The following is a 12,239-nucleotide window of genomic DNA, read 5'->3' on the forward strand; positions in this document are numbered from 1 at the left end:
TTATTCAGGCAACTCGCGGCGGGCACGCTCGTAGAAAGGGCGTCCGATCAGGGCGAGGACGAGCGCCAGGATCAGCAGGGTGGGCAGGATGATCAGCAGCGACTGGCGCAGGCCGCCGTCGACGAAGAGATAATCCGTCCCCAGCGCGATCAGCAGCGGCCCGAAGGCGACCCCGAACAGGCCGTTCACCAGATAGAGAACGGCGGTCATCTGACCGCGATACTGGTTCGGCACGATGGCCTGCAGCGCGCTCGGAATGCTCGCCACTATCAGCGGCATGATGAACATCAGGGCGGCGAGACAGGCGAAACTGAGCAGTGGAGATCCCGCCATCGGCCACAGGATCTGGACGGGAAGACAGATCAGGATGCCAACGCACATGACGTTCATGCGCCCGCCGCGCATGCGCCGGGTCGCGAAAAAGTCGCTGAGATAGCCGCCGAGCATCCCGCCGGGCAATCCCGCGATGATGTTGATGAGACCCAGCGTGGTGCCGATGGTGGCGACCGTGTAGCCGAAATAGCGGACATAGAGCGCCGTCATCCAGGCGACGATGGCGTAGGACACCAGCGCGACCAGCCCGGCGCCGATGATGAAGCAGACCAGGACCACGCGATGGCGGGCGGCGTAGGACCAGATGGTCATGCCCGAGGACGGGGTTTCCGCGGCGCTGGGTGCCGGCGCGGTGTCACGTCGCGGCGGCTCGCCGATGAACAGCAACATGACGGCGATCAGAAAGCCGGGCAGGGCGGCCGCGAAGAAGGTGAGCTGCCAGCCATAGGTCGCGCCCAGCAACGGCAGGTCAACCTGCTCGGCGCCGGGGACGAGGCGCGCCATGCCGGCGCCGATCAGATATGAGCATCCCGAGCCCAGGGTGATCGACATGACGATGCAGGCCATGGCCCGTCCTCGCAGCCGGGGCGGGAAATAGTCCGCGATCATGGAGAAAGCGGCGGGCGCAAGGCACGCCTCGCCGATACCGACGCCGGCCCGGGCCGCCGCCAGGGTCCAGAAATCTGTGGCCAGGCCACAGGCAATGGTCATCAGGCTCCAGGCGATGACGCCGGCGATGACGATGTTGCGCCGGTTCCTGCGGTCCACCAGCCGGCCTATGGGCAGGCCAAACAGGGCATAGAACACCACGAAGGCCATGCCTTGCAGCAGGCTGATCTGGGTGTCCGTGATCTCCAGCGTCTGCTTGACCGGCTCGCTGAGAATATACAGAAGGTGGCGGTCAACGAACGCGAACACGGTGGCGATCGCCAGGACGCCGACGGCCTGCCAACCTTGCGACAGGCGAGGATAGGGCTGGTCGTCGACGGAAGGCTGGGTGCCGGAGTGGGTCATGATCGTGCCGCCGCCTGCGCCGCGACGAAATCTTCGCGCAGCCTGAATTTCTGGATCTTGGTCGACGACATGGGCCAGTCGTTGATGAAGCGCACATGGCGCGGCACCTTGAAGCTGGCGATGCGTCCCTTGCAGAACTCGATGATCTCCTGCTCGCTGGCCTGGGCGCCGGGTTTCAGCTCGATGAAGGCGGCCGGCACTTCCAGCAGCCGGGCGTCCGGCACGCCGACGACCTGCGCCAGCTTGACCGCCGGATGGTTGGACAGGAAGGACTCGATCTCGACGGCGCCGACGTTCTCGCCGCCCACCTTCAGCATGTCCTTCAAGCGGCCATGGAAGAAGATCTGGCCATGTTCGTCGACCGCGCAGAGATCGCCCGTGTGCAGCCAGCCGCCGCGCAGCGTGTCGGCGGTTTTCCCAGCGTCCTTGTAGTAACCGTCGAAGACGGCATAGCCACGGATGGTCATTTCGCCTTTTGCGCCGGTGGGCACCTCGTCGCCGGTTTCGGGATCGATCACGCGCACCTGGATGCCCGGGAAGGTGGTGCCGCAGGCGTGAGACCGATGATGTTCGCTGTCGTCGGGATGGCCGAAGGCGATGACGCCGCCGACCTCCGTCAGGCCGTACGCGGCGGTTTGTATCGCCTGCGGGAAGGCGGCCTGGAATTGGCGCATGGTATCGGGCGGCGCGACATTGTTGATGCGCCGGACCCGGCTCATGTTGCGCGCGCCGAAGTCGGGGTGATTGATCAGGGCGGCCATGATGGTTGGAAAGGCCGGGAACAGGACCGTCGCGCCTTCCTCCTCGATCATGCGCAGCGCTTCGCTCGCCTCGAAATGGCTCATGGACAGCATGGCGGCGCCCGCGTCGAACAAGGCCGTCAGGGGCAGGATCGCCGACATGTGGAACAGGGGCAGCGGGTCCCAGAGGCGGTCGCCGGGAACGAGGGCGTATTTCTCCCGGTTCATGTTGATGCCGTTGCGCACCAGGTTTTCATGAGAAATCGGGCAGCCCTTCGGGTTCGCCGTCGTCCCCGACGTGTACATCATCATGCACGGTTCTCTGAGGGAGACAGCGACCCGGCGGGCGTCCACGGCATCCACGGTCGCCCGGTCTTTCAGCGCCTCGAACGCCTCCATGCCCATGAAACCCGCCGGCGCCGCGCCGCCGTGCATCACGACGGTGCGCAATCGCGGGGCGCCGGCAAGGGCGAGCGCGGTGACATCGGACTGGCGCGGCAGATCGGGAAAAGCATCCGTCAGGACGGCAGCGAAGTCGGCATATTCGGAAATGATGTCGCTGGTGAACAGCGCGACCAGATCGGCATTCTCGATGACGTAGCCCATCTCGTGCGCCTTGAAGCGCGCATTGATCGGCACGGAGACGATGCCGGCCAGGGCGCAGCCCAGGATCAGTTCCACATAGGCCATGCAGTTGGGCATCAGGATGCCGACATGCTCGCCCGGCCGCACGCCCAGTCCCACCAGCGCGCGCGCCATGTCGTAAGCTCGGTCGGTCAGGCTTCGGTAGGTGTGGCGCGCTTCGGAAAAAACGACGGCGTCGTTGTCGGGCCAGCGGTCCGCCGCCTTCAGCAGCAAATCGCCCAGGCTCGTCGCATCGATACGATGACGGTTCATATCCGCTCCCCAGTTGGGGAAACTGTACGGGTGGCCCGTTTGGATGACAACGGGCGTGCACAGGGCGGCTGGAATACCCATCTTCTGTGGCAGGTGGCGCCCGGAAGCCGTACAAGGATTCGGGCCGTCCATTCGAGGTCAGATGCCAGCATGGAATGAGGGAACAGTGATCCGCCGCGGAATGATGTTTGTCTGTGTCGCCGCCCTGATGGCCGGCGCCGCCTGGGCGCAGCCTATCAGCAGCCAGCAGCTTGGTCCGCCTCCGGGCGGCGCCGATGAGGGCTACCAGCCCTATTCCCCGGGGTCTGATCAGGCCCCGTCCTCCGGCGACGATCCCTATGCCGATCCAGAGCAGGGCGGCGCGTACGATCCCTACGCGGACCCGGAGAAGGGCGGCGCCTACAACCCTGACGCCGCGCGCTCGGCGCCCGCACCTTACCGGTCAGCGCCGCAACGGACCGTGCCAGAGGGCTACAGCGCGCCGCCGCGCGGTGCCGCGCCCTATGATCCCTATGCGCCTGCCCAAGCACCCGGCGAGACGCCCGCGCCGGTCGCTACATCCTGCGATACGCTATTGGCGGAGCTGGAGCGCTATTACGGTCCGCCGGAGAACCCGATGAAGCCGCGCGACGAAGCCTGCGCGGGAGCGCGCGGCGCGAATACGGGCGGCGGCCCGAACGCCGCGTTTCGTCAGTGCTCGGATGATTTCTTCAAGGGATACGAGGCCAAACGCACTGAATACCGGGCGTGCATGGACCGGGATCTGAACAAGGCGCAGGAGCGCCTCGACCAGCGCCGGACCACGGCCGAAGCCGCCCGCAGCGGCTATACCGGCACCGCGCCGCAGGCGACGGGACCCTATGCGCGTGCCGGCGCACCCGGCTGGCTGGGCGTCCAGGTCGCCCCGGTCTCGCCGCAGAGTGCCTACAGGCTCGGCGTCGAGGGCATGGACGGCGCGCTGGTGCAGAACGCCGTGCAGGGCAGTCCGGCGCACAAGGCCGGTATCCGGCGCGGCGATGTCATCGTCGGCTTCGATGGCGAACCCATCTCGCGCCCGCAGGACCTGCAATATCTGGCCGAACGGATCGTCGCGGGCCAGCAGGTTCAACTGGACGTGCTTCGGGGCGGCCGGCGCGAAAGCTTTACCATCGAGATCGAGGCGCGGCGCTAGCCTCGGCCTACTTCTCGCCGCGGACGTAGCGTTCCAGCTCGTTGTGCCAATGGCGCAGTTGCTGCTCCTGATCGGAGTATCGCGCGCCCTTGTAGCCGCGTGACTGCACACCTTGATGGACATAGCCCATCATGGTCGCATCCTGGTTGATGACGTAGCCCAAGCCTGGCGCGCCGTATTCGATGTGCATCCGCTCGGGCCGGACTTTCCCCGAAAGATCTGTCCCATCCTCCACGCCCATATAGGCGGGAACCTTGTAGTTCGGATCATCGACGGGACGGATCAGCACCATCAGGTCATAGGTCATCTTCTCCGGGTCAGACCGGTGCGGCCGGAAGCGCTGAATCAGCAGGCCTTCGGGATGGGCGTTGAAGGTGATGTTGGGGAAGATGGAATAGTTCCAGTCGTCGGTCAGCTGGTTGTCGGTGAACGCGCTGTAATCGATACCGCGCTTGTCGGCCCAGGCGCGTTTCGCCTCCTGCAGGACGCGGCGCGCATCGTTGGGGCGGCCGACGAATTGCTCCGGCGTGACGTCCACTTCCGACAGCAGGTATTTCAGGCCCTCGTTCAGCGTCTCGTGGTCGTCCACCTTCGGGCTGATCTCGCCGAACTTCAGAAGCTGGCGGCTCATGCCGTTGGGATAGGTGTCCCATTGCACCTCGCGGTCGTTGAAAAATGACAGGATTTCCGGGTGCACCGCGTGCACGTGGTAGACCTCGATGAATGCGTCGTGGCCGATCTTCCAGTTGCAGGGCCACGCGGTCTCCAGATCCTTCACCACATGCATGTCGGCGAAGCGGTACGCCTTCAGGTGATCAACCACGGGACCGAGGAAGTCCAGCAAAGGCTCGGCCTCCATGTCCATATTGATGAAGATGAAGCCATCCCAGATTTCGCAGCGCACGGGCGTCAGCGGCGGATCGTCCTCGACCACCGGCGCGCGAAAGGTTTCGCGGTCCTGGATGTTCTTCAGCGTTCCGTCCAGATTCCACTCCCAGGAATGAAACGCGCACTTGAACGAGCTGGCATGGCCGAACTCGCTCATCACCAGCCGATTGCCGCGATGGTGGCAGACATTGTAGTAGGCGGCGATATCTCCGGCGCCTTCGCCGAAGCGCGTGACGATGAAGCTCTCCGGGCCCAGATCATATCTGAACCAGTCGCCGACCTCCGGAATGTCCTTGGCGACGCCGGCCAAGGTCCAGATCCGCGTCCACATGTTGTCCCATTCGCGCGAGGCCCAGTCGCGGGAGACGTAGCGGTCGGTGGAATACAGCCGGTCGCCGTAATCCTGATAGGGCGCCAGCGCCTCGGGCGAGCTTGGCTCGGCGGCTGGATTGAGCGCGAAACTGCGGGCGGCCGGAAAATCCATCTTGTTCATCGTGCGTCCCCGTTGGTCTTCCCCGGGGCGAGCATGGCAAATTTCGTCCGGCGATTCCAGTCAGTCGCGCTGGAAATGGTCGTTCCTGTCGGTCTGACGGGCGGGATCAGTCCCTAACCCAATATTTCCGTCGCAGAAACCACACTTCCAGAACGCCGATAATGGCGAGCAGCACGCACACCCAGAAGAACGCGCTATCGTCGTGCGCGCCCGGAATCCCGGCGACATTGATGCCGAGCAGTCCCGTCAGCAGGGTGAGCGGCAGGAAGACGATGGAGACCATGGACAGCAGATACATGTTGGTCTGCATGCGGTCGGACACCCGCGCGACCAGTTCTTCATGGATCAGCACCGCCCGTTCCCTGATCGAATCCAGATCGGCGACGAAGCGCCCGGCATCATCGGCGGTATCGCGGAGGCGGCCCCGGTCGCGCTCGTCGATGTCCACGACGCGTTCGTTGGCCAATCGCGACAACGCCGTCTGCTGCGGCGAGATGTAACGGTGCAGCGACACGGCCCGCCGGCGTAGCGTGCTCAACCGTTCCCGACTCTCCCGGCCGCCTTCCGACACCATGTCGTGTTCCAGCTCATCCAGTTCGTCGTCGATGGCGTTGACGGCCGGTTGGACGCGGTCGATCAGCTTGTGGGTCAATTCGGCAAGCAGCCCACCCACCGAACGTGGCGTGAAGCCGGCGGCGATTTGTTCGCGGATGTCGCGTGTGGCCAGGATCTTGTGCAGCCTGACGCTGATGATACGGCGCGCATCGACCCACAGGTGCAGGGACGCCATCTCCTCGTCGGCCCGCAGCGGGTCGAGGTTGACGCCGCGCAAGTCCAACAACAGTCCGTTCAGGAACTCGGTGCATCGGGGCCGCGATTGCCTTGCGAGCAGGGCCTCGCTCACGACCGGATCGAGGCCGCTGCGCGAGATCAGCCAGTCGCGCGTGCGCAGACCGTTCTGCTGCAGGTGAATCCATAAGAAGCCGGGTTGCTTTTCGGCCGCCTCGAAATCGCCCCAGCCAATGGCTCGCGCGTTGCCGATACCGTCGAAATGATAGGCGCAGATCAAGCCAGTATGATCGATCATGTCCGGGTCATATCAGCAGTTTGTTGCGCTTCGGTGACAGCGGCCGCCGTCACCGAACGGGACCTACCCTTGTTTCAGCGCTCATGCAGAAATCTTCACACGCGCATAAATGCAAACCTGCGTTGCAGCCTTGATGGGTGGCGGAAGAACTACACCCGGATATAAAGCTCGCCGACATAATGCCGTAATTACGGTTACACAACGAGGTAGGAACATGAACAAGCTGCTCTCGCTCGCCGTCGCGGGCATCATCGCCGTCGCCGCCACCAGCGCCGCCCAGGCCGCCGACATCCGTGGCCGCATCGAGAAGGTCGACACCGACAAGAACATCATCAAGCTGAAGAACGGCGTCGAACTGCACTATGGCGACGACGTGAACGAAGCCGATCTGACGCCGGGCACCTCGGTAAAGGCCAAGTACGAGTCCGTGCGTGGTTATTTCCAGGTCAGCAAGCTGACGATCACGTCCAAGAAGGACTAAGCTCTCGCTATTGGCGAGTGCAGAAAGGGCGCCTCCGGGCGCCCTTTTTCGTGACTGGCATCAGCCGGTCTGATCGCGTGCTTCGGGTGGATACGGCTTGAATTCGTTCATGCTCATGGGCTGGTCGAACGCGGCGATCAGCACCACCGGGCCATCCGCGCGCGCGGCATGCAGCGTCCGGCTGGGAATGACGCAGATATCGCCCCGGTGGAGGTCGAAGCTCTGGCCGTTTTCCTCGTCATAGAAGGTGGCTGTGCCCTCGACCACGAAGATCTGGTTGTTCTGAGCATGCCAGTGCGGCGCTTCCCTGTGCATGGACTGATGCACCGCCATGACCGGCCACAGCTTGCGGGCCTTCAACTGGTCGTAAACGCCGTCCATGTCTGAAAAACAGTTCCGCTCGATCGTCACGCCCATGTCACTCTCCCCGTTTGCGCAGCGCCAAGCCTAGACCGGATCGGCAGCCGAGAAAACCTTCAAGGGTGCCGATATGTCATTTGACGCCGGGGCCGCCGTCTTCATAAGGTAATGGCGTATGGTCCGGGGAGGGGCCTGAACATGGCGGCACCAATACCACCCGAGAGCGAGATTCTCGGTATCGTCGGTCACACTTTTCCAGGCGGGGTCTACACGGTCGAGCATTGGGAGAATTTCCTGCTCACCGAATGTACGGGCGCCGATCTCTTGCCGGGCGGCATGGTTCATCCGGTCGTGCTGTTCCATATGCCGATCCTGGGCAGCGGCACCACCATTGGCGAGATGTTCGCCCTGGGTCAGGCCGAGTCGGACTTCTCCATCGGCATTGAAAGCTATGATTGGGAAATGTTCGTGCCGATGCACGAGGACGTGCCGTACAGCATTTCCGGCAAGATCATCTCGGCCGAGCGGCATCAGCCGCCGGGCAAGCGGCTCTACGACCGTATCCAGTTTCAGTTCGAGGTCGCCCAGCCGGACGGCGTGCTGGCGGCGCGGACCACCATCACCTGGCATTACCGGAGGGGCTTGCTGTGAGCGTGAAGGCAGGCGACACAATTCCCGACTGGCTGATGGAGAGCGTGCGTCCCGAGCGCATGCGCACCATGGCCGCGATCCTGCGCGACCCCAATCCCGTGCATTGGGACCGCAAGTCGGTCGCGGCGCTGGGGTTTGGCGAGCGGACCATCAATCAGGGGCCGCTCGGGCTGAGCTACATGATCAACATGCTGCATGAATGGGCCGGTCCCGGCTCGATCCGGCGCATCGTGATGACCTTTCCCATGGCGGTGCTGGACGGGGACCGCATCACGGCCAAGGGTGTCGTCACCGCCATCCGCGAAGAGTCGGGGCAACGTCTGGCCGATTGCGACATCTGGCTGGAGCGCGAGGGTACCGATCCGCCGCTCAAAGGCACCGCGACGGTCGTTCTTCCGGGGTGACGGCGAAAAAATTCACCCATGCATGTTCAGCCTCTTCCAATCGGGGGCGTTTTGCCGCAAGACTCCGGCGACTGACAAAACGAGGGAAGAGACGATGGTAGATTATCGCCCCAAGGGTTATCCGCTGTTCCAGGAAGCGTACCTGGTGAACAATCTGGAGGAGTCGATCCAGAAGTGGAGCAAGGTCTTCGGCGCCGGTCCGTTCCGCATCGCGGCGCACCACAAGACCGACAAGTTCGAATATCGCGGCACCGACACCGAAGCCGACGTGTCCTATGCCTTCGGCTATCTTGGCGACATCATGATCCAGTTCATCGAACAGCATGACGAGAAGCCGTCCATCTACCGCGACATGTACCAGCGCGGCCAGGAAGGCTTCCACCATGTCGCGACGCTGGTTCACGACTTCGAGGCCGAGTTCAAGCGCTTCCAGGACCTGGGCTATGAATGCGCCTGCCGCCTCTATGCCGACGGCGTCGACGCTGCCTATTTCGACACGCGATCGCTGAATGGCTGCTTCACCGAAGTGCATGGCGATCCGCCCTACATCCTGCAGCGCTGGGCGCAGATGCGCCGGGCGCACGAGCTGTGGCGGCCGGGCGACAGCCCGTTCCTGACGCTTTAAGGGGGCCGGAATGGGCACGGTCAGGGTTACAAGGGAGCTGGCCGTGCCCGCCTCGGCGGTCTGGGCGGTGCTGGCCGATTTCGGCGGCTTCCTCGATTGGGCGACCGGCGGCGCCGGGACGATCCGGATCGAGGGAGACGGCGAGGGCATGGTGCGCCACCTCAGCCTGCCCGGCGTCGGCGAGATGGCCGAGCGCCTCGACAGGCTGGATCATCAGACGCGAATCCAGTGCTACAGCCTCGCCGCGGGCACGCCGATCGGCATGGGCTCGTACAATGCGACGGTGGTCGTCAGCGAGACGGCGAGCGGCTGCCGCCTCGACTGGACCGGCGAGTTCGAAGCGGCTCCCGGCGCCGATGCGGAAATGATCCGACAGGGCCTCGAAGGCTCGTATGACGGCATGTCCCGATCGCTGGCCGCGGCGGCTGTCCGCTAACGGCGATGGCCGTTATCCAGGTCACCGACAGCATTGCCATCGACGATAGCGAGATCGAGGAAAGCTTCATCCGCGCGGGTGGACCTGGCGGTCAGAACGTCAACAAGGTCGCGACGGCCGTCCAGTTGCGGTTCGATGTGCGCGGCTCGCCCTCTCTGCCCAATGCCGTGGCGCTGCGCCTGATGAAGCTGGCGGGCAAACGCCTGACCCAGGACGGCGTGCTGGTCATCAGCGCGCAGAATTTCCGCACCCAGGAACGCAACCGGTCCGATGCGCTTGAACGGCTGCTGGAGCTGATCCGCGAGGCGGCGGTGCCGCCGGTGGCGCGGCGGCCGACCAAGCCGAGCAAGGCTTCAAAGGTCAAGCGTCTCGAAAGCAAGGTGAAGCGGTCGGGCGTAAAAAGCATGCGCGGCAAGGTCCGCGACGAATAACTCTTGCCGATCAGCGCCGCGCCCTCAGTTCTTGTCTGTACGGGAATAAGGGGATGGCGAATGAGCCTGGCTGGTCTGGGAAGCGGTCTTCGGACGGTGGTGATCGGCGCCTCGGGCGGCATCGGCGGCGCGCTGGCCGCCGCGCTCGAGGCGGATCCTGCGGTGGCGGCCATCCATGCCTGTTCCCGCGCGGGCAGCGGTGAGGCGGGCGGCAAGCGCGGTGTTCATGCGGTAGATGTCACCGACGAGGACTCGATCGCCGCCGCCGCCGCGCGCATCGGCGCGGAGGGGCCGCTCCATCTGGTGGTCGTCGCGACGGGCATGCTGCACCAAGACGGGCAGGGGCCGGAAAAGACCTACCGGCAACTGGACGCTGCCCAGATGATGCGCGCCTTCCAGGTCAACACTATCGGACCGGCGTTGGTCGCCAAGCATTTCGTGCCGCTGCTCGATCGCTCCGATCCCGCCATCTTCGCGGCCCTGTCGGCGCGGGTCGGCAGCATTTCCGACAACCGCCTGGGCGGCTGGTACAGCTACCGGGCGTCGAAATCCGCGCTCAACATGCTGATCCGCACCCTGTCCATCGAACTGGCGCGGACCCACAAGCAGGCGGTCTGCGTCGGACTGCACCCGGGCACGGTCGATACCGGACTCTCCCGCCCGTTCCAGCGGGCGGCGAAGCAGTTGCTGACCCCGGAAGAATCGGCGGCCTATCTTGTCGATGTTCTGGGAGCCCTGACGCCCGCCGCCAGCGGATCGGTGCTGGCGTGGGATGGCAAAATGGTGCCCGTCTAGGCGCTCTTCTCGCTCTGAGCCAGCTTGCTCATTTGGGCGGGATAGCGTTCGCCGACGGCGGCGCCGATGGGAAACAGCCGGTCCAGCTCGTCCAGCGTGGCCTGATCGAGCGACACGTCCAGGGCGCCGACGTTCTCCTCCAGAATATTGACGCGCTTGGTGCCGGGGATGGGCACGATGTCATCGCCCTGCGCCACGACCCAGGCGAGCGCCAGCTGGGCCGGCGTGCAGTTCCTCGCGCGGGCGATCTCTTCCAGACGGGTCACCAGCGCGCGGTTCTTTTCGAAATTGCCTTCCTGGAAACGCGGCATGCGGGCGCGCATGTCGCCCTTGCCGAACTCGGGCGTGCTCAGCGTCCCGGTCAGCATGCCCCGGCCCAGCGGGCTGAAGGGCACGAAGGTCACGCCCAGTTCGCGGCATGTTTCGATGATCCCGGTCTCGGGCTCGCGGTTCCACAGCGAATATTCGGACTGCACCGCCGAGATGGGGTGAATGCGGTGGGCACGGCGCAGCGTGTCGGAGTTCACCTCTGACAGGCCGATGGCGCGCACCAGCCCGCTGGTCACCAGCGCGCCCATGGCCGCGACCGTGTCCTCGACGGGAATTTTGGGGTCGACGCGGTGGGCGTAGTAGAGGTCGATGTAGTCCGTTCCCAGGCGCTTCAGACTTTCCTCGCAGCGCGTGCGCACGATCTGCGGGCGGCCGTCGACCGACAGTGCGCCGCCCTCGCCGGGGACGAAGCCGAACTTGGTGCCGATCTGGATCTTGTCCCGGACCGGGCCGAGGACGCGGCCGATCAGTTCCTCGTTATGCCCCATGCCATAGACATTGGCGGTATCGAGGAAGGTGACGCCCAGCTCGACCGCCCGCTGCAGCGTCGCCTCGGCCAGCGCTGCGTCCGGCGTGCCATAGGCAGCTGACATGCTCATGCAGCCCAGCCCCAGGCGCGAAATCTCGACATCGGAAAATGGCAGTTTGCGGCGGTCCATGACGTGCTCCCCTTCGACGCGGTGGCGTGAACGGTAAGACAGGTGGACGGTCACGTGCAACTTTTTGGATGTGCGGGTTACCGGTATGCCTAACGCGTCTGGATCGTCTTCAGATAGGCGATGAGAAGGGCGATGTCCTCGGGGCTCCATGGATCGTCCGGCATCTCGGGATGGCCGGCGAAGATACCTTCGGCTAGTGCCTCCTCCAGGTTCTCGACAGGATAGTTCTGGCCCAGCGTGCGGAAGGGCGGTGCCTGTGTCATCGGGCTGGCGCCGTCGGCATCGATGGCATGGCATCCGCCGCAGCGGGCCGTGGCCAGCGCATGCCCGGCATCGGCGTCATCGCCGCCGGCGGCCATCACTGGCGACGCGAGGAGAGCGAGAAGGGCGGCGATGGGAAGGTGTCGCGGCATGGATCACTCCTTTCCGACAAGCCTAGGCCGG

15 protein-coding genes are annotated in these 12,239 nt (G+C 64.6%); 8 read left to right on the top strand and 7 right to left on the bottom strand.

Going from position 1 to position 12,239, the window contains the following annotated elements; translation table 11 throughout:
• Together WJU17_RS17565 and WJU17_RS17570 are read right to left on the bottom strand one after the other, a co-directional pair.
• Nucleotides 1-1,347 carry an MFS transporter gene (locus WJU17_RS17565; RefSeq protein WP_346328686.1) on the bottom strand — a complete coding sequence of 449 codons (1,347 nt, stop codon included), beginning with the start codon at nucleotides 1,345-1,347 and terminating at the stop codon, nucleotides 1-3.
• Complete coding sequence (locus WJU17_RS17570) at nucleotides 1,344-2,984, bottom strand: AMP-binding protein (RefSeq protein WP_346328687.1); 1,641 nt, start codon at nucleotides 2,982-2,984, stop codon at nucleotides 1,344-1,346. Before WJU17_RS17570 ends, WJU17_RS17565 begins: the two co-directional genes overlap by 4 nt.
• A 166-nt stretch (nucleotides 2,985-3,150) precedes the next feature.
• Between WJU17_RS17570 and WJU17_RS17575 the strand changes: the two genes are divergently transcribed.
• On the top strand, nucleotides 3,151-4,155 hold the full coding sequence (locus WJU17_RS17575; protein WP_346328688.1) for a PDZ domain-containing protein: 1,005 nt from the start codon (nucleotides 3,151-3,153) through the stop codon (nucleotides 4,153-4,155).
• 7 nt (nucleotides 4,156-4,162) lie between these two features.
• On the opposite strand, the gene WJU17_RS17580 is transcribed toward WJU17_RS17575, so the two are convergent.
• On the bottom strand, nucleotides 4,163-5,536 hold the full coding sequence (locus tag WJU17_RS17580) for an aromatic ring-hydroxylating dioxygenase subunit alpha (protein WP_346328689.1): 1,374 nt from the start codon (nucleotides 5,534-5,536) through the stop codon (nucleotides 4,163-4,165).
• Between the two features lie 106 nt (nucleotides 5,537-5,642).
• Entirely contained in the window at nucleotides 5,643-6,623 is a 981-nt protein-coding gene (locus WJU17_RS17585) for a zinc transporter ZntB (protein WP_346328690.1), read from the bottom strand.
• 214 nt (nucleotides 6,624-6,837) lie between these two features.
• On the opposite strand from WJU17_RS17585, the gene WJU17_RS17590 reads away from it, so the two are divergent.
• A complete protein-coding gene (locus tag WJU17_RS17590) occupies nucleotides 6,838-7,104 on the top strand; it encodes a hypothetical protein (RefSeq protein ID WP_346328691.1) in 267 nt (88 codons plus the stop codon).
• A 60-nt stretch (nucleotides 7,105-7,164) separates the two neighbouring features.
• Here the strand turns inward: WJU17_RS17590 and WJU17_RS17595 are convergent, their stop codons facing one another.
• Complete coding sequence (locus tag WJU17_RS17595) at nucleotides 7,165-7,521, bottom strand: cupin domain-containing protein (protein ID WP_346328692.1); 357 nt, start codon at nucleotides 7,519-7,521, stop codon at nucleotides 7,165-7,167.
• Between the two features lie 141 nt (nucleotides 7,522-7,662).
• On the opposite strand from WJU17_RS17595, the gene WJU17_RS17600 reads away from it, so the two are divergent.
• From WJU17_RS17600 to WJU17_RS17625, 6 genes are all read left to right on the top strand, one after another.
• Complete coding sequence (locus tag WJU17_RS17600) at nucleotides 7,663-8,115, top strand: hypothetical protein (RefSeq protein ID WP_346328693.1); 453 nt, start codon at nucleotides 7,663-7,665, stop codon at nucleotides 8,113-8,115.
• Nucleotides 8,112-8,519 carry a MaoC family dehydratase gene (locus WJU17_RS17605; protein ID WP_346328694.1) on the top strand — a complete coding sequence of 136 codons (408 nt, stop codon included), beginning with the start codon at nucleotides 8,112-8,114 and terminating at the stop codon, nucleotides 8,517-8,519. Before WJU17_RS17600 ends, WJU17_RS17605 begins: the two co-directional genes overlap by 4 nt.
• Nucleotides 8,520-8,613: 94 nt before the next feature.
• Complete coding sequence (locus WJU17_RS17610; RefSeq protein ID WP_346328695.1) at nucleotides 8,614-9,144, top strand: VOC family protein; 531 nt, start codon at nucleotides 8,614-8,616, stop codon at nucleotides 9,142-9,144.
• 10 nt (nucleotides 9,145-9,154) lie between these two features.
• Nucleotides 9,155-9,580, top strand: a complete 426-nt coding sequence (locus WJU17_RS17615) for an SRPBCC family protein (protein ID WP_346328696.1) — start codon at nucleotides 9,155-9,157, stop codon at nucleotides 9,578-9,580.
• A 5-nt stretch (nucleotides 9,581-9,585) separates the two neighbouring features.
• Nucleotides 9,586-10,011 (top strand): alternative ribosome rescue aminoacyl-tRNA hydrolase ArfB, encoded by a 426-nt coding sequence (gene arfB, locus WJU17_RS17620; protein ID WP_346328697.1) that lies wholly within the window; start codon nucleotides 9,586-9,588, stop codon nucleotides 10,009-10,011.
• A gap of 60 nt (nucleotides 10,012-10,071) precedes the next feature.
• Nucleotides 10,072-10,806, top strand: a complete 735-nt coding sequence (locus WJU17_RS17625; protein ID WP_346328698.1) for an SDR family NAD(P)-dependent oxidoreductase — start codon at nucleotides 10,072-10,074, stop codon at nucleotides 10,804-10,806.
• Here WJU17_RS17625 and WJU17_RS17630 read toward each other — a convergent pair.
• Both WJU17_RS17630 and WJU17_RS17635 read right to left on the bottom strand, forming a co-directional pair.
• Entirely contained in the window at nucleotides 10,803-11,795 is a 993-nt protein-coding gene (locus WJU17_RS17630) for an aldo/keto reductase (RefSeq protein ID WP_346328699.1), read from the bottom strand. The two genes, WJU17_RS17625 and WJU17_RS17630, sit on opposite strands and share 4 nt — an antisense overlap.
• A gap of 89 nt (nucleotides 11,796-11,884) precedes the next feature.
• Nucleotides 11,885-12,208, bottom strand: a complete 324-nt coding sequence (locus tag WJU17_RS17635; RefSeq protein WP_346328700.1) for a cytochrome c — start codon at nucleotides 12,206-12,208, stop codon at nucleotides 11,885-11,887.
• Nucleotides 12,209-12,239: the final 31 nt, after the last annotated feature.

It is taken from the genome of Iodidimonas sp. SYSU 1G8, from assembly GCF_039655775.1.
Classification (GTDB): Bacteria; Pseudomonadota; Alphaproteobacteria; order SMXS01; family SMXS01; genus RI-34.

Coding starts and splice junctions, on each gene's coding strand:
- WJU17_RS17565 (WP_346328686.1), bottom strand. CDS start 1,347: ATGACCCACTCCGGCACCCAGCCTTCCGTCGACGACCAGCCCTATCCT.
- WJU17_RS17570 (WP_346328687.1), bottom strand. CDS start 2,984: ATGAACCGTCATCGTATCGATGCGACGAGCCTGGGCGATTTGCTGCTG.
- WJU17_RS17580 (WP_346328689.1), bottom strand. CDS start 5,536: ATGAACAAGATGGATTTTCCGGCCGCCCGCAGTTTCGCGCTCAATCCA.
- WJU17_RS17585 (WP_346328690.1), bottom strand. CDS start 6,623: ATGATCGATCATACTGGCTTGATCTGCGCCTATCATTTCGACGGTATC.
- WJU17_RS17590 (WP_346328691.1), top strand. CDS start 6,838: ATGAACAAGCTGCTCTCGCTCGCCGTCGCGGGCATCATCGCCGTCGCC.
- WJU17_RS17595 (WP_346328692.1), bottom strand. CDS start 7,521: ATGGGCGTGACGATCGAGCGGAACTGTTTTTCAGACATGGACGGCGTT.
- WJU17_RS17600 (WP_346328693.1), top strand. CDS start 7,663: ATGGCGGCACCAATACCACCCGAGAGCGAGATTCTCGGTATCGTCGGT.
- WJU17_RS17610 (WP_346328695.1), top strand. CDS start 8,614: ATGGTAGATTATCGCCCCAAGGGTTATCCGCTGTTCCAGGAAGCGTAC.
- WJU17_RS17615 (WP_346328696.1), top strand. CDS start 9,155: ATGGGCACGGTCAGGGTTACAAGGGAGCTGGCCGTGCCCGCCTCGGCG.
- arfB (WP_346328697.1), top strand. CDS start 9,586: ATGGCCGTTATCCAGGTCACCGACAGCATTGCCATCGACGATAGCGAG.
- WJU17_RS17625 (WP_346328698.1), top strand. CDS start 10,072: ATGAGCCTGGCTGGTCTGGGAAGCGGTCTTCGGACGGTGGTGATCGGC.
- WJU17_RS17630 (WP_346328699.1), bottom strand. CDS start 11,795: ATGGACCGCCGCAAACTGCCATTTTCCGATGTCGAGATTTCGCGCCTG.
- WJU17_RS17635 (WP_346328700.1), bottom strand. CDS start 12,208: ATGCCGCGACACCTTCCCATCGCCGCCCTTCTCGCTCTCCTCGCGTCG.